Annotated in this window: 18 protein-coding genes and 1 tRNA gene; all 19 read left to right on the top strand. The window is 40.6% G+C overall.

Going from position 1 to position 22356, the window contains the following annotated elements; all coding sequences use genetic code 11:
* Positions 1-78: 78 nt before the first annotated feature.
* Positions 79-2166 (top strand): type I DNA topoisomerase, encoded by a 2088-nt coding sequence (gene topA, locus O3622_RS04880; RefSeq protein WP_371607131.1) that lies wholly within the window; start codon positions 79-81, stop codon positions 2164-2166.
* Positions 2167-2272: 106 nt separating this feature from the next.
* Positions 2273-2632: a YbaN family protein gene (locus tag O3622_RS04875; protein ID WP_001220351.1), complete on the top strand. Its 360-nt coding sequence runs from the start codon at positions 2273-2275 to the stop codon at positions 2630-2632.
* 93 nt (positions 2633-2725) lie between these two features.
* On the top strand, positions 2726-3358 hold the full coding sequence (locus O3622_RS04870; RefSeq protein WP_167265518.1) for a copper homeostasis protein CutC: 633 nt from the start codon (positions 2726-2728) through the stop codon (positions 3356-3358).
* Between the two features lie 43 nt (positions 3359-3401).
* On the top strand, positions 3402-4058 hold the full coding sequence (locus O3622_RS04865) for an MmcQ/YjbR family DNA-binding protein (RefSeq protein ID WP_167265520.1): 657 nt from the start codon (positions 3402-3404) through the stop codon (positions 4056-4058).
* Positions 4059-4372: 314 nt separating this feature from the next.
* Complete coding sequence (locus O3622_RS04860) at positions 4373-5935, top strand: 2-isopropylmalate synthase (protein ID WP_084921815.1); 1563 nt, start codon at positions 4373-4375, stop codon at positions 5933-5935.
* A gap of 11 nt (positions 5936-5946) precedes the next feature.
* Positions 5947-6984, top strand: a complete 1038-nt coding sequence (leuB, locus tag O3622_RS04855) for a 3-isopropylmalate dehydrogenase (protein WP_125453470.1) — start codon at positions 5947-5949, stop codon at positions 6982-6984.
* Entirely contained in the window at positions 6981-7250 is a 270-nt protein-coding gene (locus O3622_RS04850; protein ID WP_217970815.1) for a DUF1294 domain-containing protein, read from the top strand. Before leuB ends, O3622_RS04850 begins: the two co-directional genes overlap by 4 nt.
* Before the next feature lie 3 nt (positions 7251-7253).
* Complete coding sequence (leuC, locus tag O3622_RS04845; protein ID WP_217970814.1) at positions 7254-8636, top strand: 3-isopropylmalate dehydratase large subunit; 1383 nt, start codon at positions 7254-7256, stop codon at positions 8634-8636.
* Between the two features lie 9 nt (positions 8637-8645).
* Entirely contained in the window at positions 8646-9239 is a 594-nt protein-coding gene (leuD, locus tag O3622_RS04840; protein WP_000410642.1) for a 3-isopropylmalate dehydratase small subunit, read from the top strand.
* A 29-nt stretch (positions 9240-9268) separates the two neighbouring features.
* Positions 9269-10048: an L-threonylcarbamoyladenylate synthase gene (locus O3622_RS04835; protein WP_070800145.1), complete on the top strand. Its 780-nt coding sequence runs from the start codon at positions 9269-9271 to the stop codon at positions 10046-10048.
* Positions 10049-10200: 152 nt separating this feature from the next.
* Positions 10201-12126, top strand: coding sequence for an McrB family protein (locus O3622_RS04830; protein ID WP_371607130.1), 1926 nt, complete (start codon positions 10201-10203; stop codon positions 12124-12126).
* Entirely contained in the window at positions 12113-13417 is a 1305-nt protein-coding gene (locus O3622_RS04825) for an McrC family protein (RefSeq protein WP_371607129.1), read from the top strand. Before O3622_RS04830 ends, O3622_RS04825 begins: the two co-directional genes overlap by 14 nt.
* 169 nt (positions 13418-13586) lie before the next feature.
* Positions 13587-14573 (top strand): GMP reductase, encoded by a 987-nt coding sequence (locus O3622_RS04820; RefSeq protein WP_247940928.1) that lies wholly within the window; start codon positions 13587-13589, stop codon positions 14571-14573.
* A 67-nt stretch (positions 14574-14640) separates the two neighbouring features.
* Positions 14641-14712 (top strand) — tRNA-Arg (locus O3622_RS04815).
* A gap of 183 nt (positions 14713-14895) precedes the next feature.
* Positions 14896-15594 carry a ribonuclease III gene (gene rnc / locus O3622_RS04810; protein WP_268711242.1) on the top strand — a complete coding sequence of 233 codons (699 nt, stop codon included), beginning with the start codon at positions 14896-14898 and terminating at the stop codon, positions 15592-15594.
* The gene (gene smc / locus O3622_RS04805) at positions 15585-19124 is read left to right on the top strand and encodes a chromosome segregation protein SMC (protein ID WP_371607128.1); all 3540 of its coding nucleotides are present in this window, start codon (positions 15585-15587) and stop codon (positions 19122-19124) included. The genes rnc and smc overlap by 10 nt, the downstream gene beginning before the upstream one ends.
* 143 nt (positions 19125-19267) lie before the next feature.
* Entirely contained in the window at positions 19268-20194 is a 927-nt protein-coding gene (locus O3622_RS04800; RefSeq protein ID WP_268699656.1) for a bifunctional riboflavin kinase/FAD synthetase, read from the top strand.
* 147 nt (positions 20195-20341) lie between these two features.
* Positions 20342-21835 carry an N-6 DNA methylase gene (locus O3622_RS04795; RefSeq protein ID WP_371607127.1) on the top strand — a complete coding sequence of 498 codons (1494 nt, stop codon included), beginning with the start codon at positions 20342-20344 and terminating at the stop codon, positions 21833-21835.
* A 12-nt stretch (positions 21836-21847) separates the two neighbouring features.
* On the top strand, positions 21848-22356 hold a 509-nt coding region (locus O3622_RS04790), incomplete at its 3' end, for a restriction endonuclease subunit S (RefSeq protein WP_371607126.1).

Genomic DNA, 22356 nt, shown 5'->3' with positions numbered 1-22356 from the left:
ATAGGACTTAGGTCTTGACAGCTATAGAAAAATGGTTTACACTTTATAAAGTTTATTACTTTGAAAAGGTGTGATAGTGTGGCTACGGCAACAAAGAAGAAAAAATCAACAGTTAAAAAAAATCTAGTCATCGTGGAGTCGCCTGCCAAGGCGAAAACGATTGAGAAATATCTAGGCAGAAATTATAAGGTTTTAGCCAGTGTCGGGCATATCCGTGATTTGAAGAAATCCAGTATGTCAGTCGACATTGAAAATAACTATGAACCACAGTATATCAATATCCGAGGAAAAGGTCCTCTCATCAATGACTTAAAAAAAGAAGCTAAAAAGGCCAATAAAGTCTTTCTGGCGAGTGACCCGGACCGTGAAGGAGAAGCAATTTCCTGGCATTTGGCTCACATTCTCAACTTGGACGAGAATGATGCCAACCGTGTAGTCTTTAATGAAATCACCAAAGACGCGGTAAAAAATGCCTTTAAAGAACCACGCAAGATTGATATGGACTTGGTCGACGCCCAACAAGCTCGTCGAGTCTTAGACCGCTTGGTAGGGTATTCGATTTCGCCTATTTTGTGGAAAAAGGTCAAGAAGGGCTTATCAGCAGGACGCGTGCAGTCTGTTGCCCTTAAGCTCATTATTGACCGCGAAAATGAAATCAATGCCTTCCAACCGGAAGAATACTGGACAATTGATGGTGTCTTTAAGAAGGGAACCAAACAATTTCAGGCTTCTTTCTATGGTATGAATGGCAAAAAGATGAAATTGACCACTAATGAAGAAGTCAAAGAAGTCTTGTCCCATTTGACTAGTAAAGATTTCACAGTAGATCAGGTAGATAAGAAAGAACGCAAACGCAATGCGCCCCTACCGTATACAACTTCAACCATGCAGATGGATGCTGCTAACAAAATCAATTTCCGTACTCGAAAGACCATGATGGTGGCTCAACAGCTCTATGAAGGGATCAATATCGGATCAGGTGTGCAAGGTTTGATTACCTATATGCGTACAGACTCGACTCGTATCAGTCCTGTGGCTCAGAATGAAGCGGCAAGCTACATTAACGACCGTTTTGGTAGCAAGTATTCCAAGCATGGTAGCAAGGTCAAGAATGCCTCAGGTGCTCAAGATGCCCACGAAGCCATTCGCCCATCTAGTGTCTTTAACACACCAGAAAGCATCGCTAAGTACTTGGACAAAGACCAGCTCAAGCTCTATACTCTTATCTGGAACCGTTTTGTGGCTAGCCAGATGACAGGCGCTATCTTTGATACCATGGCTGTTAAGCTCTCTCAAAATGGGGTTCAGTTTGCGGCAAATGGAAGCCAAGTTAAGTTTGATGGGTATCTTGCTATCTACAATGACTCTGACAAGAACAAAATGTTGCCAGATATGGTAGTAGGAGATGTGGTCAAGCAGGTGAATAGCAAGCCAGAGCAACATTTCACCCAACCGCCAGCCCGCTATTCGGAAGCGACCCTTATCAAGACCTTGGAAGAAAATGGAGTTGGCCGTCCGTCAACCTACGCTCCGACCATTGAAACCATCCAAAAACGTTACTACGTTCGTCTGGCTGCTAAACGTTTTGAACCGACAGAACTGGGAGAAATTGTTAACAAGCTCATCGTTGAATACTTCCCAGACATCGTCAATGTGACCTTCACAGCTGAAATGGAAGGAAAACTGGATGATGTCGAAGTTGGAAAAGAGCAGTGGCAACGGGTCATTGACGCCTTTTACAAACCATTCTCTAAAGAAGTAGCCAAGGCTGAAGCTGAAATGGAAAAAATCCAGATCAAGGATGAGCCAGCTGGATTTGACTGTGAAGTTTGTGGCAGTCCGATGGTGATTAAGCTCGGTCGTTTTGGTAAATTCTATGCTTGTAGCAATTTCCCAGACTGTCGTCATACACAAGCAATTGTCAAAGAGATTGGTGTCGAGTGTCCAAGCTGTCATCAAGGACAAATCATTGAACGCAAAACCAAGCGCAATCGTATCTTTTATGGTTGCAATCGCTATCCAGAATGTGAATTTACTTCCTGGGATAAACCAATTGGCCGTGATTGTCCAAAATGCGGACACTTCCTTGTGGAGAAAAAGGTCCGTGGTGGTGGCAAGCAGGTTGTATGTAGTAATGGCGACTACGAAGAAGAGAAAATTAAATAAAATGCAGAGTCCTGAAAATGAATTTCAGGCTCTTTTTTGTTGATGCTTGACAAATTTCCCCCTTGTATGCGAAACTAGAGGAAGAGTAATTTATCTAGGAGAAATCATGCGTATCATTTATCTCTGTATTGGCTTTATTTCACTGGCTTTAGCTGTTATTGGAGTTGTCCTACCACTTTTACCAACAACTCCCTTTCTTTTGTTAGCTATCGCTTGCTTTTCAAAATCTTCTAAGCGTTTTGAAGACTGGCTTTATCATACAAAGCTTTATCAGACCTATGTAGCTGATTTTCGGGAAACCAAGTCAATCGCGCGAGAACGCAAGAAAAAAATCATCGTTTCTATCTATATCTTGATGGGAATTTCTATTTATTTTGCCCCTCTTTTGCCAGTCAAAATCGGTCTGGGAGCCTTGACTGTCTTTATCACCTACTATCTCTTTAAAGTCATTCCTGACAAAGAATAGATAAAAATAGTAGTTATTTGCCTTGATAAAAATGAAAGCATATTTAAAATAATATGATATAATAAATTTAAAGAAAACATCAAGGAGAATCAAATGATTTACGAATTTTGTGCTGAAAATGTGACCTTGCTTGAAAAAGCGATGCAGGCTGGAGCTCGTCGAATCGAACTTTGTGACAATCTAGCAGTAGGAGGGACAACACCAAGCTATGGAGTAACCAAGGCAGCTGTTGAACTGGCAGCTAACTACGATACGACCATCATGACCATGATTCGTCCACGTGGTGGCGACTTTGTCTATAATGACCTAGAAATTGCTATTATGCTAGAAGACATTCGTTTGACTGCTCAAGCAGGTAGTCAAGGGGTCGTCTTTGGAGCATTAACTGCTGATAAGAAGTTGGATAAGGCTAATCTTGAGAAGCTGATTGTCGCATCTAAAGGAATGGAAATTGTCTTTCACATGGCCTTTGATGAATTGAGTGATGAAGATCAGTTGGAAGCCATTGACTGGCTCAGCCAAGCTGGTGTCACTCGTATCTTGACTCGTGCTGGTGTGTCTGGTGACTCGCTAGAGAAACGTTTCGCTCATTATCACAGAATTTTGGAACATGCTAAAGGTAAAATTGAAATCTTGCCAGGTGGTGGGATTGATTTGGACAACCGTCAAACCTTTATCGAACAGTTGGGCGTGACACAATTGCATGGAACTAAGGTTGTCTTTTAAAAAATAGAAAGGAACTGCTAGCTTTGGGTAGCAGTTTTCACTTATGTTTGAAATTTTTAAATCCTATCAGTTTAATAAAGAAAAAGCCCATGCCTATGGTTTTGTGGAAAATGGGGAAGTCTGGACCTATAGTTGCCAGATTTTGCAGGGTGAATTTTTCATGACACTCTCCATCACTCCTGATAATGTGAGCTTTCAGGTTTTTGACCAGGAAACGGGAGATCTCTATCCTCAAGTTCATATGGAAAGCATGCGTGGGAGTTTTGTCGGAAGTGTCCGTGAGGCTTGTTTGGAGATTCTTTACCAGATTCGGAAGGCTTGCTTTGATGTACAGGATTTTATCTGCCCTCAGACTAAGCGTATCATGGCTCAAGTTCAGGAAAAGTATGGTAATCAATTGGAGTATTTGTGGGAAAAATCGCCTGATACAGCTGTATTGCGCCATGAAGGCAATCAAAAGTGGTATGCTGTTGTGATGAGAATTCCATGGAATAAGCTGGAAAAGGGCAGAGAAGGACTAGTCGAAGCAGTCAACCTCAAACACGACCAAGTAGCTGACTTGCTTTCAAAAAAAGGCATTTATCCAGCCTTTCATATGAACAAACGCTACTGGCTTAGTCTGGCGCTTGATGATAGTTTGCAAGATGAAGAAGTGATAGAACTCATCGAAAGAAGTTGGAACTTGACTGTGAAAAATTAAAGAAAGTTACTTGAGTTTTCAAATACTTTCAATTAGCAAAATATTCTTTACTGAAGAAATTTTCAGAAAATAATGGATTTTTTCTTGACAAGTGTTTTTAGCTATGCTAAAATACTAAACAAGATATCAAACGAAGGAGAAAGTCAAACATGAAAACAGCTAAGTTTAATCAATTTGCTTTGTTGTTGAGGTACTCGGGCTAGTGCAAAAGCATTAGTCCTGTTTGGCTTACCAAGCGGGAGTAAATCAACATCTCGCTTGGGCTTCTGAGCGAGATGTTTTTTTAAAACCACATTTGGAAAAGGGGAAATCTTATGCGTAAAGTTGAATTTTTTGATACAAGCCTTCGTGATGGGGAACAAACACCTGGTGTTAACTTCTCAATAAAGGAAAAAGTTTCCATTGCAAGACAGCTGGAGAAATGGGGAATTTCTGTAATTGAAGCTGGTTTTCCGGCTGCTAGTCCAGATTCATTTATAGCCGTTCAAGAAATTGCTAAAGTCATGAAAAAAACAGCAGTGACAGGATTAGCTCGTTCTGTAAGATCTGATATTGATGCTTGTTATGAGGCTCTTAAGGATGCCAAGTATCCTCAAATTCATGTCTTTATCGCTACCAGTCCGATTCACCGCAAGTATAAGCTCAATAAAAGCAAGGAAGAGATTTTAGAAGCTATCAAGGAACATGTTTCTTATGCTCGTTCTAAGTTTGAAATCGTCGAATTCTCTCCTGAAGATGCGACTAGAACAGAGTTGGATTTCCTCTTACAAGTCGTTCAAACAGCGGTCGATGCAGGTGCATCTTATATCAATATCCCTGACACAGTTGGCTTTACGACTCCAGAAGAGTTTGCACGTATCTTTGATCACTTGACTGAAAATATTAAATCAGATCATAAAGTTGTCTTTGGTGTCCACTGTCACGATGATCTCGGTATGGCAACTGCAAATACTTTGACAGCAATTAAACACGGTGCTGGACGTGTCCAGGGAACTATTAATGGTATCGGTGAACGCGCAGGTAATGTTGCTCTTGAAGAAGTAGCTGTTGCTTTGAAGATTCGTGAGGATTTCTTCCAAGCAACTAGTGATATTGTTTTGGATGAAACAATGAATACGTCAGAAATGGTTTCTCGCTTCTCGGGTATTCCAGTTCCTAAAAACAAGGCTGTGGTTGGTGGTAATGCCTTCTCTCATGAATCGGGCATTCACCAAGATGGAGTCCTTAAAAATCCTCTTACTTATGAAATCATCACACCTGAATTGGTCGGTGTTAAGAGTAATAGCCTTCCACTTGGTAAATTGTCTGGTCGCCATGCCTTTGTTGAAAAACTAAGAGAATTAGCCCTAGATTTTACAGAAGAGGATATCAAACCACTCTTCGCTAAGTTCAAGGCACTAGCGGACAAGAAACAAGAAATCACGGATGCAGATATTCGAGCTCTGGTAGCTGGAACCATGGTTGAAAATCCAGAAGGCTTCCACTTTGATGATTTACAACTTCAAACCCATGCAGATAATGAGATTGAAGCGCTCGTTAGTCTGGCTAATATGGATGGTGAAAAAGTCGAATTCAATGCGACAGGGCAAGGTTCCGTTGAAGCAATCTTTAACGCTATCGATAAGTTCTTTAACCAATCTGTCCGCTTGGTGTCCTATACCATTGATGCTGTAACAGATGGAATCGATGCCCAAGCTCGGGTTTTGGTCACTGTTGAAAACAGAGATACCGAAACCATCTTTAACGCAGCAGGTCTTGATTTCGATGTATTGAAGGCTTCCGCTATTGCCTATATCAATGCCAATACTTTTGTTCAAAAAGAGAATGCAGGTGAGATGGGGCATAGCGTTTCCTACCGAGACATGCCTAGTGTGTAAAGGAGAAGGCTATGACAAAGAAAATAGTAGCTCTAGCAGGGGATGGAATCGGTCCAGAAATCATGGAAGCTGGTTTAGCGGTTCTGGAAGCTCTAGCTTCAAAAACAGGATTTGACTATGAGATAGACAGACGCCCCTTTGGAGGTGCGGGTATTGATGCTGCGGGGCATCCCTTACCTGATGAAACCCTCAAGGCATGTAGAGAAGCAGATGCTATTCTCCTTGCGGCTATCGGTAGTCCCCAGTATGATGGGGCGGCGATTCGGCCTGAACAAGGCTTGCTAGCTCTTCGTAAGGAACTCAATCTCTATGCCAATATTAGGCCTGTAAAAATTTTTGAGAGTCTCAAGCATTTGTCACCACTCAAATCGGAACGAATTGCTGGGGTAGACTTTGTCGTGGTGCGTGAGTTGACAGGCGGGATTTACTTTGGAGAACATATCCTTGAAGAGCGCAAAGCGCGTGATATCAACGACTATAGCTATGAGGAAGTAGAGCGGATTATTCGCAAGGCATTTGAAATCGCAAGAAGTCGCAGAAAAATCGTTACTAGTATCGATAAGCAAAATGTTCTAGCAACATCAAAACTCTGGCGCAGAGTAGCTGAGGAAGTCGCGCAAGATTTCCCAGATGTGACCTTGGAGCACCAGTTGGTGGACTCAGCTGCCATGCTCATGATTACCAATCCTGCTAAGTTTGATGTCATCGTGACAGAGAATCTTTTCGGAGATATCTTATCTGATGAATCAAGCGTTCTATCTGGCACGCTTGGAGTCATGCCATCGGCTAGTCATTCTGAAAAAGGTCCAAGTCTTTATGAACCTATTCATGGTTCGGCACCTGATATTGCAGGTCAAGGAATTGCCAATCCTATCTCTATGGTTTTATCAGTGGCCATGATGTTGAGAGATAGCTTTGGACGTCATGAGGATGCAGAGCGTATCGAGCGTGCTGTTGAAGCTAGTTTAGCGGCTGGCATTTTAACAAGAGATATTGGAGGACAGGCTTCAACCAAGGAAATGACAGAAGCCATCATTGAAAGATTATGAAGATAAATGAAGGAATCACGCTTGCCCTCTTGATTTGCAATTTGCTGATTTTCTTGATTTATGGCATTGACAAATCCAAGGCAAGAAGAGGTGCTTGGCGCGTCCCAGAGAAAATCTTACTCATTTTAGCCCTTACTTGTGGTGGTTTTGGTGCCTGGTTGGCAGGAATCACCTTTCACCACAAGACTAGAAAATGGTACTTTAAAACAGTTTGGTTTCTCGGGATGGTGACCACACTAGTAGCCTTATATTTTATTTGGAGGTAATGGATGGCAGGAAAATCGATTTTTGATAAATTATGGGACCGTCATGTCATCACAGGAGAAGAAGGGCAGCCCCAACTCATGTATGTGGATCAGCACTATATTCATGAAGTGACCAGTCCCCAAGCTTTTCAAGGATTACGAGATGCAGGTCGCAGATTGAGACGGCCAGACTTGACATTTGGAACTTTTGATCATAATGTACCAACGGTCAATATCTACGATATTCGAGATGTTATTTCTAAGGCTCAAATTGATAAGCTCGCTGAAAATGTTGAGGAGTTTGGGATTGAACATGCGGCCCACGGGTCTGAAAAGCAGGGAATCGTTCACATGGTTGGTCCAGAAACAGGACGGACGCAACCAGGAAAATTCATCGTCTGTGGAGACAGTCATACAGCTACTCACGGAGCTTTCGGAGCTATCGCTTTTGGGATTGGAACCAGTGAGGTCGAGCATGTCTTTGCTACCCAGACCCTCTGGCAGGTCAAACCCAAGAAAATGCTGGTAGAATTCACTGGTGTTCCTCAAAAAGGAGTTTATTCTAAGGATTACATTCTCGCCTTAATTGCCAAGTACGGCGTTGCCTGTGGTGTTGGCTATGTGGTGGAATATCGTGGAGAAGCAATTGATGCACTGACCATGGAAGAGAGAATGACCATCTGCAATATGTCCATCGAGTTTGGTTCGAAGATGGGAATTATGAATCCAGACCAGACTACCTATGACTATCTCAAGGGACGGGAATGCGTTCCCGAAGCTTTCGAGGAGGCGGTTGCTGACTGGAAGACGCTTGTCAGCGATGATGATGCTGTCTATGATAAGGTTATCCGGATGGATGTCTCAGACTTGGCTCCTATGGTGACCTGGGGAACCAATCCTGCTATGGGAGTTGACTTTGACAGTAGTTTTCCAGAAATTAAGGATATGAATGATGAACGAGCTTATCATTACATGAACTTGGAACCAGGTCAAAAGCCAGCAGACATTGAACTAGGATATATCTTTATTGGTTCATGTACTAATGCTCGTCTCAGTGACTTACAGCTGGCTGCGCGATTTGTCAAAGGGAAGAAAATAGCTCCCAACTTAACGGCTATCGTGGTTCCAGGCTCTCGTCCTGTCAAACGAGCTGCTGAGAAGTTGGGCTTAGATAAGGTTTTCCTAGACGCTGGCTTTGAGTGGAGAGACCCAGGTTGCTCTATGTGCCTGGGGATGAATCCGGACAAGGTTCCTGATGGTGTCCACTGCGCTTCAACCAGCAACCGCAACTTTGAAGACAGACAAGGTTTTGGTGCTAAGACCCATCTCTGTAGTCCAGCCATGGCAGCTGCGGCAGCTATCGCAGGGCGCTTCGTAGATGTTCGGCAAATGCCAGAGGCCCAGTAAGGAGAGGATATGGAGAAATTTACAGTTTATACGGGAACGACCGTTCCTCTCATGAATGATAATATCGACACAGACCAAATCCTACCCAAGCAGTTTCTCAAGTTAATTGATAAAAAAGGCTTTGGTAAGTACCTCATGTATGCTTGGCGTTATCTGGACGATAACTATACTGAGGATCCAGATTTTGTTTTTAACCGACCTGAATATCGTAAAGCTAGTATTCTCATCTCGGGAGATAACTTTGGTGCGGGGTCTTCGAGGGAACACGCAGCTTGGGCTCTAGCTGACTATGGTTTTAAGGTCGTGATTGCAGGATCTTTCGGGGACATTCATTACAATAATGAACTTAATAATGGCATGTTGCCCATTGTTCAGCCCAGAGAGGTTAGAGAGAAACTAGCCCAGCTACAACCAACTGACCAGGTAACTGTGGACTTGGAACAACAGAAAATCATCTCACCAGTTGGAGAATTCACTTTTGAAATTGATAGCGAATGGAAACACAAGCTCTTAAATGGTTTGGATGATATCGGAATTACTTTGCAGTATGAAGACTTGATTGCTGCCTATGAAAAACAACGACCAGCCTACTGGCAGGACTAGAAGAAAAATAGAAAAGGAAATATAGAACTATGACAAAACACATTCAATGGAACGGAACACTTTCACAAGAAGGCTATGAAATCTTAAAAGGTGAGGGCGGATGTATCGTTTGTCCTACTAAAGTCGGTTACATTATCATGACTAGCGATAAGGCAGGTCTTGAACGCAAATTTGAAGCTAAAGAGCGTAACCGTAACAAACCAGGTGTTGTACTTTGTGGTAGCATGGATGAGCTTCGCGCTTTAGCACAACTCAATCCAGAAATTGAAGCCTTCTACCAAAAACATTGGGATGAAGATATTCTCCTTGGTTGTATCCTTCCTTGGAAACCAGAAGCTTTTGAAAAACTCAAAGCATACGGTGATGGCCGTGAAGAACTCATGACTGACGTTCGTGGTACTAGCTGTTTTGTCATCAAGTTTGGTAAAGCTGGTGAACAGTTGGCTGCTAAACTTTGGGAAGAAGGCAAGATGGTCTACGCCTCATCAGCCAACCCATCTGGAAAAGGAAACCGTGGTAAGGTAGAAGGAATCGGAGAACGGATCGAAGGAGCAGTGGACCTTGTCATCGAAGCAGATGACTACGTTGCTTCTATCCAACCAGACAAAACGATTGAAACGCGCTACGAGCAAGGTGTGATGGTTTCTATGGTCGATAAGGATGGAAAACTCATCCCAGAACAAGGTGGAGCACGTTCAACCTCACCAGCGCCAGTTGTTATCCGCAAAGGGCTTGACATTGATAAAATCATGATGCACCTGTCAGATACCTTTAACTCATGGGACTACCGTCAAGGTGAGTATTATTAAGATAAAAAAGAAGTCTAGTGTTATGAGGGAATAAAACCCTCTACTCTAGGCTTTTTCTTTAGAAATTCTTTTCTTTTTATATAGGATATGATATTCTATATATAAAATATATAGTTTTTTATTCGAACATTATTATAAAAGGAGTAAGATTGATGTTGAAAAGAAAAGTTAGTCTGGAAGATTTTTATGACTGGTACCAAGAAAATAAAATAAGATTAAGAGAAGATGCATCTAAATATAGTATTTACAATGAACAATTACGTGAAGAATTTCTTAAAGAGTGGCCACTTGATAGAATTTTAACCATGTCTATTGATGATTATGTTATTGGGAAAGGTGCTAAAAGTAATTCTTTTTGCTATAGTCTTGAGAGGGGTAAATACAAATCTTTATTTTTAGGTATTGGCGGAGGAGGCTCTTCAAAATTTGGTATTTATTGGAATGAGGATACCCAAAGCTATAAAAATCAAGCTAATAAAATCATTCCTATATCTGAATTGGAGCAACGTTTTAATAAACTAAAAAGAGATCTGTATCAGATTATTCAAATCGGTAGTAAACTTGATTTTGACAATCCTATATTTGATATGAAAAAGTCAACAAATGAATTTATTAGTCGTTCTGCTGTGGTGACAAAACTACTTTGTATTTATTCTGAGAATCCTTCTTTTTTAGGAGTAAATATGAATAGTCAAAATGAATTTTGGAATAGGTTGATTCCCCAAAGCAATCAAGGAGGACCCTATCGTCAGAATCATGAGATTTTTAAACTGTTTTCTAAAACATATCCTGAACTAGAATCTTCAATGTTGGGTAGTATTTTATTTGAGTATTCAAAATATATTATAGACAGTGATGATAAGCAAGGAGAGAAAGAAATGTCTGAACAAAATAATTTTCATCATACCTTGAGTAATATCTTATTACAATCCAAAAACCTCATTCTCCGTGGTGCACCTGGTACAGGAAAAACTTATCTTGCTAAAGAAATAGCTAAAGAATTAACGGATGGCAACGAAGACCAAATCGGCTTTGTACAGTTTCACCCTTCCTATGATTATACGGATTTTGTAGAGGGGTTGAGACCTGTATCAAATGGTGATGGAGCTATCGAGTTTAAGCTAGAAGATGGTATTTTTAAGAAGTTTTGCCAGAAGGCTAAAGAAGCTCAGAAAACTGGAGGCCAAGATAATTTTGAGGAAGCGTGGGATCTTTATCTTGAATATGTAAATAGCAGAGATGAAAAAGAATATTTGACAGAATTTTCCTATCTCACAGTAAATAGTAGAAATAATTTTAATATCAATTATGAAACTAAAGCCCAAGGAACTTGCTTAACAAAATCTTATGTTTATGAACTCTATAAAGATGAAAAATATCTGAAACAGCCTTATTATCGTAATCAAGGAAAAAAAGTCCTAGAAACTTTAAAGAAAAGATTTGGTCTGAAAGATTATATTTCTCCAACAGAAATTGACACAGACAAGAAATTCGTTTTCATCATCGATGAAATCAATCGTGGTGAGATTTCTAAGATTTTTGGTGAACTCTTTTTCTCTATCGACCCTGGTTATCGTGGTGAAAAGGGGAGTGTTTCTACCCAGTATGCCAATCTACACGAAACTGATGAGAAGTTTTATATCCCCGAAAATGTTTACATCATCGGAACAATGAATGATATTGACCGCTCGGTGGACACCTTTGATTTTGCTATGCGTCGTCGTTTTCGTTTTGTTGAAGTTACTGCTGAAAGTCAAGTTGCTATGTTGGATAAAGAACTGGGTATCCATGCAGAAGAAGCAAAACTTCGTCTTAGAAACTTGAACGCTGCTATCGAAAACGTTCAGGAATTAAACAGTCATTATCATATCGGTCCAAGTTATTTCCTTAAATTGAAGGATGTAGACTTTGACTATGAAATACTCTGGTCTGATTATATTAAACCCCTCCTAGAAGACTACTTGCGGGGTTCTTATGAAGAGTCTGAAACTCTGGCAACATTGAAAAAAGCATTTGATCTGACAAATAAAGAGCAAACAGTTCAGCAAGATACTGGTGATGATAATGCGGATAACTGATAATCAGAATAGAATTACTAAAGAAGATTTTGTCGCAGAATATCCCAAACTAAGTCAAGCTCTTCTTGATAGAACACTGGATAACCTTTCTAGAGAGGATAATATCTTTATTTTTCCAAATGATTTGACTCATACTCCTGATTTAGAGAAGGACCAAAAGATTTTTGAAACTGTCAATCAGGAAATTAAGACTGGAAATGTGATTGGTTTTCTGGGGTGTGGTCAGGAAAGATTGACGATTTCCTCTCGTTTTTCTGATGAAAGTAACGACCATTTTTTACATTATCTTTTGCAAAAGGTTCTTCATATCAATCTCACTAGTTTAGATGTAGCTTTGTCGCGTGAAGATAAGCTCTATCAACTTTTGATGTATCTCTTCCCCAAGTATCTACAAGCTGCAATTCGAAAAGGTCTTTATAAGGAATACCAAAGATTTTCTCATAACGACAGTCATGTAAAGGGAGTGATAGATGTTGGAAATCATCTTAAAAGAAATGTTCCTTTTATGGGAAATACTGCCTATACAACTAGAGAGTTTACTTATGATAATCCACTCATGCAGTTGATTCGACATACGATTGAGTACATAAAGAATCAGAAAAGTTTCGGAGTTCTGCTCGATAGTAATCGTGAAAATATGACAGAAATTACGCGTGTAACTCCAGCTTATAAACTAACTAATCGTGCCAAGATTATCAGAATGAATAAAATCAAACCCATCCGGCACGCCTATTTCAGAGAGTATAGAAAGTTACAGGAGCTTTGCCTGATGATCCTAAATAGAGAGAAGCATGGGTTAGGATATCAAGAGCAAAAAATTCATGGTATTCTCTTTGATGTTTCCTGGCTCTGGGAAGAGTATATTTACACCTTGTTGCCAAAAGGTTTTGTACATCCCAGAAATAAGGATAAGACGGATGGAATTTCAGTATTTTCTGTTGGGAAACGAAAAGTATATCCAGATTTTTATCATAAAGAGTTAAAAATAGTTTTAGATGCTAAATATAAAAAACTTGAAGATACTGAAAAAGGAATCAACCGTGAGGACTTATTCCAGCTGATTTCCTATTCTTATATTTTAAAAGCTGAGAAAGCTGGTCTTGTTTTTCCGAGCAAGGACAAGGTTGTTGATAATGAGATAGGAAAGCTAGCAGGTTATGGAGCTTTGTTGAAGAAATTGTCTATCCAAATTCCTCAGAATGCTTCATCTTATAATGAGTTTTGTGAAATGATGGAAAGCTCCGAAGCAATTTTTAAAAGAAATATTGATAAGGAAGTGGGGAGAAACTAATCTCCTCACTTTTTATATTTAAATTATAAAAACCGAACATTATTGTTTCATAATTGAAATTATTTGACAAAAGCTGTACTTTGGTTTATAATAAGTCAAGGAAACGTCGGAAAAGACGTAGGGATGCGTAAGCATAGGTAGGTCATTACAAAAGAAACGAGACATCGATATGTTAAATGAATTTCCAATTTTTGATTACGAAGATATTCAGTTGATCCCAAACAAATGTGTCATTAAAAGCCGTGCAGAAGCAGATACCACTGTCACACTTGGAAATCACACTTTCAAACTACCTGTTGTACCAGCAAATATGCAGACGATTTTGGATGAGAATGTTGCAGAGAAACTGGCTAAAGGCGGATACTTCTACATTATGCACCGTTTTGATGAAGCGGGGCGCATTCCTTTTATCAAGCGCATGCACGATCAAGGGCTCATTGCTTCCATTTCGGTCGGTGTCAAGGACTACGAGTATGACTTTGTTAGCCAACTCAAGGCTGATGCTCCTGAGTATATTACTATTGACATTGCTCATGGTCATGCAGATAGCGTGATTTCTATGATTCAACACATCAAGAAAGAATTGCCAGATACTTTTGTCATTGCTGGGAATGTTGGAACACCAGAGGCTGTACGTGAATTGGAAAATGCTGGTGCGGATGCTACCAAGGTTGGAATTGGTCCTGGTAAGGTTTGTATCACCAAGGTCAAGACTGGTTTTGGTACAGGTGGTTGGCAGTTGGCAGCACTTCGCTGGTGTGCTAAGGCGGCTCGCAAACCGATTATTGCTGATGGTGGGATTCGTACTCATGGTGATATTGCTAAGTCTATCCGTTTCGGTGCTAGCATGGTCATGATTGGTTCCCTATTTGCAGGTCATATTGAAAGCCCAGGAAAGACGATTGAAGTCGACGGCGAACAGTTCAAAGAATACTATGGTTCAGCTTCTCAATACCAAAAAGGAGCTTATAAAAACGTGGAAGGAAAGCGCATCTTACTGCCTGCTAAAGGGCATTTGCAAGACACCCTTACTGAGATGGAACAGGACTTGCAAAGTGCTATTTCCTATGCAGGTGGACGCAAGGTTGCTGACCTCAAACACGTTGATTATGTTATCGTGAAAAATTCTATCTGGAACGGGGATGCTTCCCACTAATGGACGCTTAGTCTAGCCATAAAAAACTTGTTATTAGAGCAAATTTCTGTTATAATAAGACAAGTTTCCACCCTTAGTGTAATGGATATCACGTAAGATTCCGGTTCTTGAGATGGGGGTTCGATTCCCTCAGGGTGGATGTAAAAAGCCTATGAAAGCCTTAAATAAGGCTTTTTTCTTTATCTCGCCCCAAGTTTGCCCCTAAAAATGAAAAGTTTGTTCTAAAAAATGCTCAAATCCCCTCTAGTCCCGTTTTAAAGTGACTCAGGGGGCTTTTTTTGATATAATAAAAGAGACTGTTATCAGTTAGAAAGAGGTTGGTATGAAAGAATTACAAACTGTACTAAAGAAGCGTTTTGCAATCGAATTTGCAGACAAAAACTTACTGGAAACGGCCTTTACTCATACGAGTTATGCCAATGAGCACCGCCTCTTAAAAATTTCACACAATGAGCGCTTGGAATTTTTAGGAGACGCTGTTCTGCAATTATTGATTTCAGAATATCTGTATAAAAAATATCCTAAGAAACCAGAGGGAGATTTGTCTAAACTCCGTGCTATGATTGTCCGTGAGGAGAGTTTGGCTGGTTTTGCGCGTGATTGCCAGTTTGATCAGTTTATCAAGCTAGGAAAAGGAGAAGAAAAGTCTGGTGGGCGCAATCGTGACACCATTCTTGGCGATGCCTTTGAAGCCTTTCTGGGAGCATTGCTTTTGGACAAGGATGTTTCTAGAGTAAAAGAGTTCATCTATCAGGTCATGATTCCCAAGGTTGAAGCAGGTGACTTTGAAATGATTAAGGATTACAAGACACACTTGCAAGAGCTGCTCCAGGTCAATGGAGATGTAGATATTCGTTACCAGGTGACCTCTGAGACGGGGCCTGCCCATGATAAGGTTTTTGATGTAGAAGTTCTAGTTGAGGGCAAGAGTATCGGAAAAGGTCAAGGCCGTTCTAAAAAATTGGCAGAACAAGAGGCCGCCAAAAATGCAGTTGAGAAAGGGCTGGATTCATGTATTTAAAGGAGATTGAGATTCAGGGATTCAAGTCCTTTGCTGACAAGACCAAGGTCGTCTTTGACCAAGGTGTGACAGCTGTCGTTGGGCCCAATGGTTCTGGGAAGTCAAATATCACAGAAAGTCTGCGATGGGCCTTAGGGGAGTCTAGTGTCAAGAGCCTTCGTGGTGGCAAGATGCCCGATGTTATCTTTGCTGGAACTGAAAGTCGTAAACCACTCAATTATGCATCTGTTGTCGTGACCTTGGACAATGAAGATGGTTTTATCAAGGATGCGGGGCAAGTCATTAAGGTAGAGCGTCATATTTACCGTAGTGGAGATAGCGAGTATCGAATTGACGGAAAGAAAGTGCGCTTGCGTGATATCCACGACCTCTTCTTGGATACTGGTTTGGGACGGGATTCCTTCTCCATCATTTCCCAAGGGAAGGTTGAGGAGATTTTTAATTCTAAGCCAGAGGAACGCCGAGCTATTTTTGAAGAAGCTGCTGGAGTTTTAAAATACAAGACTCGTCGAAAAGAAACAGAAAGCAAACTGCAACAAACTCAAGACAATCTCGATCGCTTAGAAGACATTATCTACGAGTTGGACAATCAAATCAAGCCCTTAGCAAAACAAGCCGAGAATGCTCGAAAGTTTCTAGACTTGGATGGTCAACGCAAGGCGGTTTACTTGGATGTACTGGTTGCCCAAATCAAGGAAAACAAGACTGAACTAGAGTTAACAGAAGAAGAGCTAACGCAAGCTCAGGAACTTTTGACTAGTTATTATCAAAAGCGTCAAGAGCTAGAAGAAGAAAATCAAAGTCTTAAAAAGAAACGTCAAGATCTCCAAGCTCAAATGGCCAAGGATCAAGGAAGCTTGATGGATTTGACTAGTTTGATCAGTGACTTAGAGCGAAAACTAGCCCTATCCAAACTGGAATCCGAGCAAGTTGCCCTTAATCAACAAGAAGCGCAAGCCCGTTTGGCGACTCTGGAAGATAAGAGAAAGGCTCTAAGTAAGGAAAAGGCTGAAAAAGAAGAGAATCTGGAACAGTTAGAGGAAAGTCTAGTTGAAAATAACAAGGAACTCAATCGCCTAGAAGCGGAATTGCTGGCTTTTTCAGATGATCCTGACCAAATGATCGAGCTCCTGCGTGAACGTTTTGTGGCGCTTTTACAAGAAGAAGCGGATGTCTCAAACCAGTTGACCCGCATCGAGAATGAACTAGAGAACAGCCGTCAGTTATCTCAAAAACAAGCAGATCAACTTGAGAAATTGAAAGAACAACTGGCTACAGCTAAAGATAAGGCCAGTCAACAACAGGCTAAACTTGAAACTGCCAAGGTGCAGGTTCAGAAATTATTGGCTGACTACCAAGCTAGTGCCAAGGAGCAAGAGGAGCAGAAAGTTTCTTTCCAAGCCCAGCAGAGCCAACTCTTTGACCGTCTAGACAGTCTCAAAAACAAGCAGGCTCGAGCCCAGAGTTTGGAAAATATCCTAAGAAATCATAGTAATTTTTATGCGGGTGTTAAGAGTGTTCTCCAAGAAAAAGACCGCCTTGGTGGGATCGTTGGTGCAGTCAGTGAACATTTGACCTTTGATGTACATTATCAAACTGCCCTAGAAATTGCGCTTGGAGCCAGCAGTCAGCATATCATCGTAGAAGATGAAAACGCAGCAACCAAGGCGATTGATTTCCTCAAACGTAATAGAGCTGGTCGTGCGACCTTTCTTCCATTGACGACTATCAAAGCTCGTACGATTTCTAGTCAGAATCAAGATGCTATCGCAGCAAGTCCAGGATTTCTGGGTATGGCAGACGAGTTGGTGTCGTTTGATAAGAGACTAGAAGCCATTTTCAAAAACTTGCTTGCTACGACGGCTATCTTTGATACTGTAGAACATGCGCGTGCTGCAGCTCGCCAAGTTCGTTATCAGGTTCGTATGGTGACATTGGATGGGACAGAGTTGCGTACAGGTGGTTCCTACGCGGGGGGTGCCAATCGTCAAAATAACAGTATCTTCATCAAGCCAGAACTAGAGCAATTACAAAAAGAAATTGCTGAAGAAGAATCTGACTTGCGGTCAGAAGAAGCGACTTTGAAGACCTTGCAAGATGAGATGGCGGTATTGGCAGAAAGATTAGAAGCTATCAAATCTCAGGGTGAGCAAGCTCGTATTCAGGAGCAAGGTTTGTACCTCGCTTATCAACAAACCAATCAGCAGGTCGAAGAACTGGAAACGCTTTGGAAACTTCAAGAAGAGGAATTAAATCGCCTTACTGAAGGAGATTGGCAAGCGGATAAGGAAAAATGCCAAGAGCGCCTTGCTACTATCGCCAGTGAAAAGCAAAATCTGGAAGCTGAGATTGAAGAGATTAAGTCTAACAAAAACGCTATTCAAGAACGCTATCAAAACTTGCAGGAACAGATTTCTCAAGCGCGCTTGCTTAAGTCAGAACTGCAAGGACAAAAGCGGTACGAAGTTACTGATATTGAACGCTTAGATAAGGAATTGGATAACCTCAATCTTGAACAAGAAGAAATCCAGCGTCTCCTCCAAGAAAAGGTTGATAATCTTGAGAAGGTTGATACGGATCTGCTAAGTCAGCAGGTGGAAGATGCCAAAACTCAGAAAACAAACCTCCAACAAGGTTTGATTCGCAAGCAGTTTGAGTTGGATGATATCGAAGGCCAGCTGGATGATATTGCCATCCATTTGGATCAAGCTCGTCAGCAAAATGAAGAGTGGATTCGCAAACAAACACGTGCTGAAGCTAGGAAAGAAAAGGTCAGCGAACGCTTGCGCTATCTACAAGCTCAATTAACAGACCAGTACCAGATCAGCTACACTGAAGCTCTAGAAAAGGCTCATGAACTGGAAAATCTAACTCTGGCAGAGCAAAAGGTTAAGGATTTAGAGAAGGCTATTCGCTCACTCGGTCCAGTCAATTTAGATGCTATTGAACAGTACGAAGAAGTCCACAATCGTTTGAATTTCCTCAATAGCCAACGAGATGATATTTTATCTGCGAAAAACCTGCTCCTTGAGACCATCACAGAGATGAATGATGAGGTTAAGGAACGCTTTAAATCAACCTTTGAGGCGATTCGTGAGTCCTTTAAAGTGACCTTTAGACAGATGTTTGGCGGAGGTCAGGCAGACTTGATATTAACTGAGGGTGACCTTTTAACAGCTGGTGTGGAGATTTCTGTCCAACCTCCAGGTAAGAAAATCCAGTCTCTCAACCTCATGAGTGGTGGGGAAAAAGCCCTATCGGCTCTGGCCTTGTTGTTCTCTATCATTCGAGTTAAGACCATTCCTTTTGTCATCTTGGACGAGGTAGAGGCGGCGCTAGACGAAGCCAATGTTAAACGTTTTGGGGATTACCTCAACCGCTTTGACAAGGATAGCCAGTTTATCGTCGTAACCCACCGTAAGGGGACGATGGCAGCAGCGGACTCTATCTATGGAGTTACCATGCAAGAATCAGGTGTTTCTAAGATTGTTTCGGTTAAATTAAAAGATTTGGAAGAAACAGTAGACTAGTTACCAAACGATAGCATCTCTTAGGAGGTGCTATTTTTTAAAACTAAAGTACCAAATTTTTTCATAAAGTCAGTTTAGGCGCAAAAAACGACATTTGGGATTTCCTCTTAGCGAAAAGACATTCTCTATGATATAATAGTTTCATGATTACAACAGTACCTATTAAGAACGAAAAAGATATTGCAGTACCAGGTAATACAGTCCTTGTACTAGGTTATTTTGATGGCATCCACAAGGGACATCAGAAACTTTTTGAAGTGGCCAGTAAGGCTTCTATGAAGGATTATCTACCAGTTGTCGTGATGACCTTTACAGAGTCGCCAAAACTTGCCTTGCAACCTTACCAACCTGAGCTTATGCTCCATATCGTCAATCACGAGGAACGGGAGCACAAGATGAAATGGCATGGGGTAGAGGCTCTTTTCTTACTTGACTTTAGTAGCAAATTTGCTAGTTTAACGGGTCAAGAGTTCTTTGATACCTATGTTCGAGCTTTAAAACCAGCGATTATTGTAGCAGGATTTGACTATACCTTTGGCTCAGATAAGAAAACTGCGGATGACCTGAAGGACTATTTTGATGGAGAGATTATCATTGTTCCTCCGGTCGAGGACGAAAAGGGCAAGATCAGTTCCACACGGATTCGCCAAGCTATTCTTGATGGAGATGTCAAGGAAGTCAACCAGCTACTAGGCACACCTCTCCCAACCCGTGGCATGGTCGTTCACGGAAATGCTCGTGGGCGTACTATCGGTTATCCAACAGCCAATTTGGTCCTAAGAGATCGGACTTATATGCCAGCTGACGGTGTTTATGTAGTCGATGTAGAAGTACAACGTCAGAGATATCGTGGCATGGCAAGTGTTGGGAAAAATGTTACTTTCGATGGAGAAGAGCCGCGGTTTGAAGTCAATATTTTTGATTTTTCAGATGATATTTATGGTGAGACAGTCATGGTTTACTGGCTAGACCGTGTCCGTGATATGGTCAAATTTGACTCCGTAGAGGAACTGGTAGATCAACTCCAGAAAGATGAAGAGATTGCTCGGAACTGGAAGGATGGAGAATAGAAGAGTTAAAAAAGTGAACCATATTTTGCGTTTGCTTTTTTATTTTTGAAAGAAATTTTTATAGAGAGAAACATAATTGAAGCTTGATTGAAAATCTGTTAAAATAGTGATATTCATAACTTTAAAAACCAAAGAAAAGAGACTAATATGATTACAGGCGAATTAAAAAATAAAATTGATCAGCTGTGGGAAATGCTGTGGACAGAAGGAAATGCAAATCCTCTAACAAATATTGAACAATTGACTTATCTTCTGTTTATGAAGGATTTGGATAGTGTCGAACTTGGACGCGAAAGCGATGCTGAGTTTCTAGGGATTTCTTATGAGGGAATTTTTCCAAAAGACAAACCTGAATACCGTTGGTCGACCTTTAAAAATATAGGAGATGCTCAGGAAGTTTATCGATTAATGACTCAGGAGATTTTCCCATTTATTAAGAATCTTAAGGGAGATACTGACGATACAGCTTTTTCACGTTATATGCGTGAAGCTATCTTTCAAATAAATAAACCTGCTACTCTCCAAAAGGTTATTTCTATATTAGATGAATTTCCAACCAGAGACTCAGGTATAGACTTTGATAGTGACACACAGGGGATTAATGATATTGGCGACATCTATGAATATCTGCTATCAAAATTGTCAACCGCAGGTAAAAATGGACAATTCCGTACACCTCGTCACATCATCGATATGATGGTTGAGTTGATGCAACCAACTATCAAGGATATTATCTCAGATCCTGCTATGGGGTCTGCGGGTTTCTTAGTATCTGCTAGCCGTTACTTAAAGCGTAAAAAAGATGAATGGGAAACCAATCCAGATAATATCAACCATTTTCATAACAATATGTTTCATGGAAATGATACGGATACAACCATGCTTAGACTTGGTGCAATGAATATGATGCTGCATGGAGTGGAAAATCCACAAATTAGTTATCTTGACTCACTATCTCAAGATAATGAAGAAGCAGATAAGTACACTCTAGTTTTAGCAAATCCTCCATTTAAGGGATCGCTTGACTACGATTCAACTTCAAATGATCTTCTTGCGACTGTAAAAACCAAAAAAACAGAATTACTTTTCCTTGCACTTTTCTTGCGCACATTGAAACCAGGGGGACGTGCAGCAGTTATTGTACCTGACGGTGTCCTCTTTGGTTCTTCTAAAGCCCATAAAGGAATTCGTCAGGAAATTGTTGAGAATCATAAATTAGATGCTGTAATATCAATGCCAAGTGGTGTTTTCAAACCTTATGCTGGAGTTTCAACTGCCATTCTCATCTTTACAAAAACTGGAAATGGTGGAACGGATAAGGTCTGGTTTTACGATATGAAGGCAGATGGTTTAAGTTTGGATGATAAACGACAACCGATCAGTGATAATGATATTCCAGATATTATTCAACGTTTCCATCAACTTGACAACGATGCAGAACGTAAGAGAACAGACCAGTCTTTCTTTGTTCCAGTCGATGAGATAAAGGATAATGATTATGATTTATCGATCAATAAATACAAAGAAATCGAGTATGAAAAAGTTGAGTATGAACCAACAGAAGTCATCTTAAAGAAAATTAATGATCTAGAAAAAGAAATTCAAGCAGGCTTAGCAGAGTTAGAAGAACTACTCAAGTAGGGAGATGCATGTATGAAAAAAGTGAAGTTGGGGGAAGTGGTAACTCTCAAAAAAGGTAAGAAAGCCACTATACTTAATGAACAAACGATTCTAAGTCAACGTTATATTCAAATAGATGATTTGAGAAATGACAATAATCTAAAATTTACTGAAAGTTTAAATATGACTGAAGCACTTCTAGATGATATTCTGATAGCTTGGGATGGTGCTAACGCAGGAACAATTGGCTATGGACTATCGGGAGCTGTCGGTAGCACTATTATGGTCTTAAAAAAGAATGAGCAATACAAAGACGAGATTATATCAGATTATTTGGGAGTTTTTTTGGAGAGTAAATCGCAGTATTTACGGTATCATTCAACAGGTGCAACAATTCCACATTTAAATAAAAATATATTACTTGATCTAAAATTAGAATTATTACATATCGAAGAACAAGAGAACATTATCCGTATTTTTAATATAATTAAAAGACTTATTACTAAAAGAAAATGTCAATTAGAAGAGCTAAACTTGCTCGT

The organism is Streptococcus sp. 27098_8_51 (assembly GCF_041432205.1).
Classification (GTDB): Bacteria; Bacillota; Bacilli; order Lactobacillales; family Streptococcaceae; genus Streptococcus.
The sequence above is the reverse complement of the archived record's forward strand: the minus strand, read 5'-3'. Positions and strand labels throughout refer to the sequence as shown.

What these genes read in the sequence shown, in the direction of transcription:
- O3622_RS04875 (WP_001220351.1), top strand. Translation starts at nt 2,273, where the DNA reads ATGCGTATCATTTATCTCTGTATTGGCTTTATTTCACTGGCTTTAGCT.
- O3622_RS04870 (WP_167265518.1), top strand. Translation starts at nt 2,726, where the DNA reads ATGATTTACGAATTTTGTGCTGAAAATGTGACCTTGCTTGAAAAAGCG.
- O3622_RS04865 (WP_167265520.1), top strand. Translation starts at nt 3,402, where the DNA reads ATGTTTGAAATTTTTAAATCCTATCAGTTTAATAAAGAAAAAGCCCAT.
- O3622_RS04860 (WP_084921815.1), top strand. Translation starts at nt 4,373, where the DNA reads ATGCGTAAAGTTGAATTTTTTGATACAAGCCTTCGTGATGGGGAACAA.
- leuB (WP_125453470.1), top strand. Translation starts at nt 5,947, where the DNA reads ATGACAAAGAAAATAGTAGCTCTAGCAGGGGATGGAATCGGTCCAGAA.
- O3622_RS04850 (WP_217970815.1), top strand. Translation starts at nt 6,981, where the DNA reads ATGAAGATAAATGAAGGAATCACGCTTGCCCTCTTGATTTGCAATTTG.
- leuC (WP_217970814.1), top strand. Translation starts at nt 7,254, where the DNA reads ATGGCAGGAAAATCGATTTTTGATAAATTATGGGACCGTCATGTCATC.
- leuD (WP_000410642.1), top strand. Translation starts at nt 8,646, where the DNA reads ATGGAGAAATTTACAGTTTATACGGGAACGACCGTTCCTCTCATGAAT.
- O3622_RS04835 (WP_070800145.1), top strand. Translation starts at nt 9,269, where the DNA reads ATGACAAAACACATTCAATGGAACGGAACACTTTCACAAGAAGGCTAT.
- O3622_RS04830 (WP_371607130.1), top strand. Translation starts at nt 10,201, where the DNA reads ATGTTGAAAAGAAAAGTTAGTCTGGAAGATTTTTATGACTGGTACCAA.
- O3622_RS04825 (WP_371607129.1), top strand. Translation starts at nt 12,113, where the DNA reads ATGCGGATAACTGATAATCAGAATAGAATTACTAAAGAAGATTTTGTC.
- O3622_RS04820 (WP_247940928.1), top strand. Translation starts at nt 13,587, where the DNA reads ATGTTAAATGAATTTCCAATTTTTGATTACGAAGATATTCAGTTGATC.
- rnc (WP_268711242.1), top strand. Translation starts at nt 14,896, where the DNA reads ATGAAAGAATTACAAACTGTACTAAAGAAGCGTTTTGCAATCGAATTT.
- smc (WP_371607128.1), top strand. Translation starts at nt 15,585, where the DNA reads ATGTATTTAAAGGAGATTGAGATTCAGGGATTCAAGTCCTTTGCTGAC.
- O3622_RS04800 (WP_268699656.1), top strand. Translation starts at nt 19,268, where the DNA reads ATGATTACAACAGTACCTATTAAGAACGAAAAAGATATTGCAGTACCA.
- O3622_RS04795 (WP_371607127.1), top strand. Translation starts at nt 20,342, where the DNA reads ATGATTACAGGCGAATTAAAAAATAAAATTGATCAGCTGTGGGAAATG.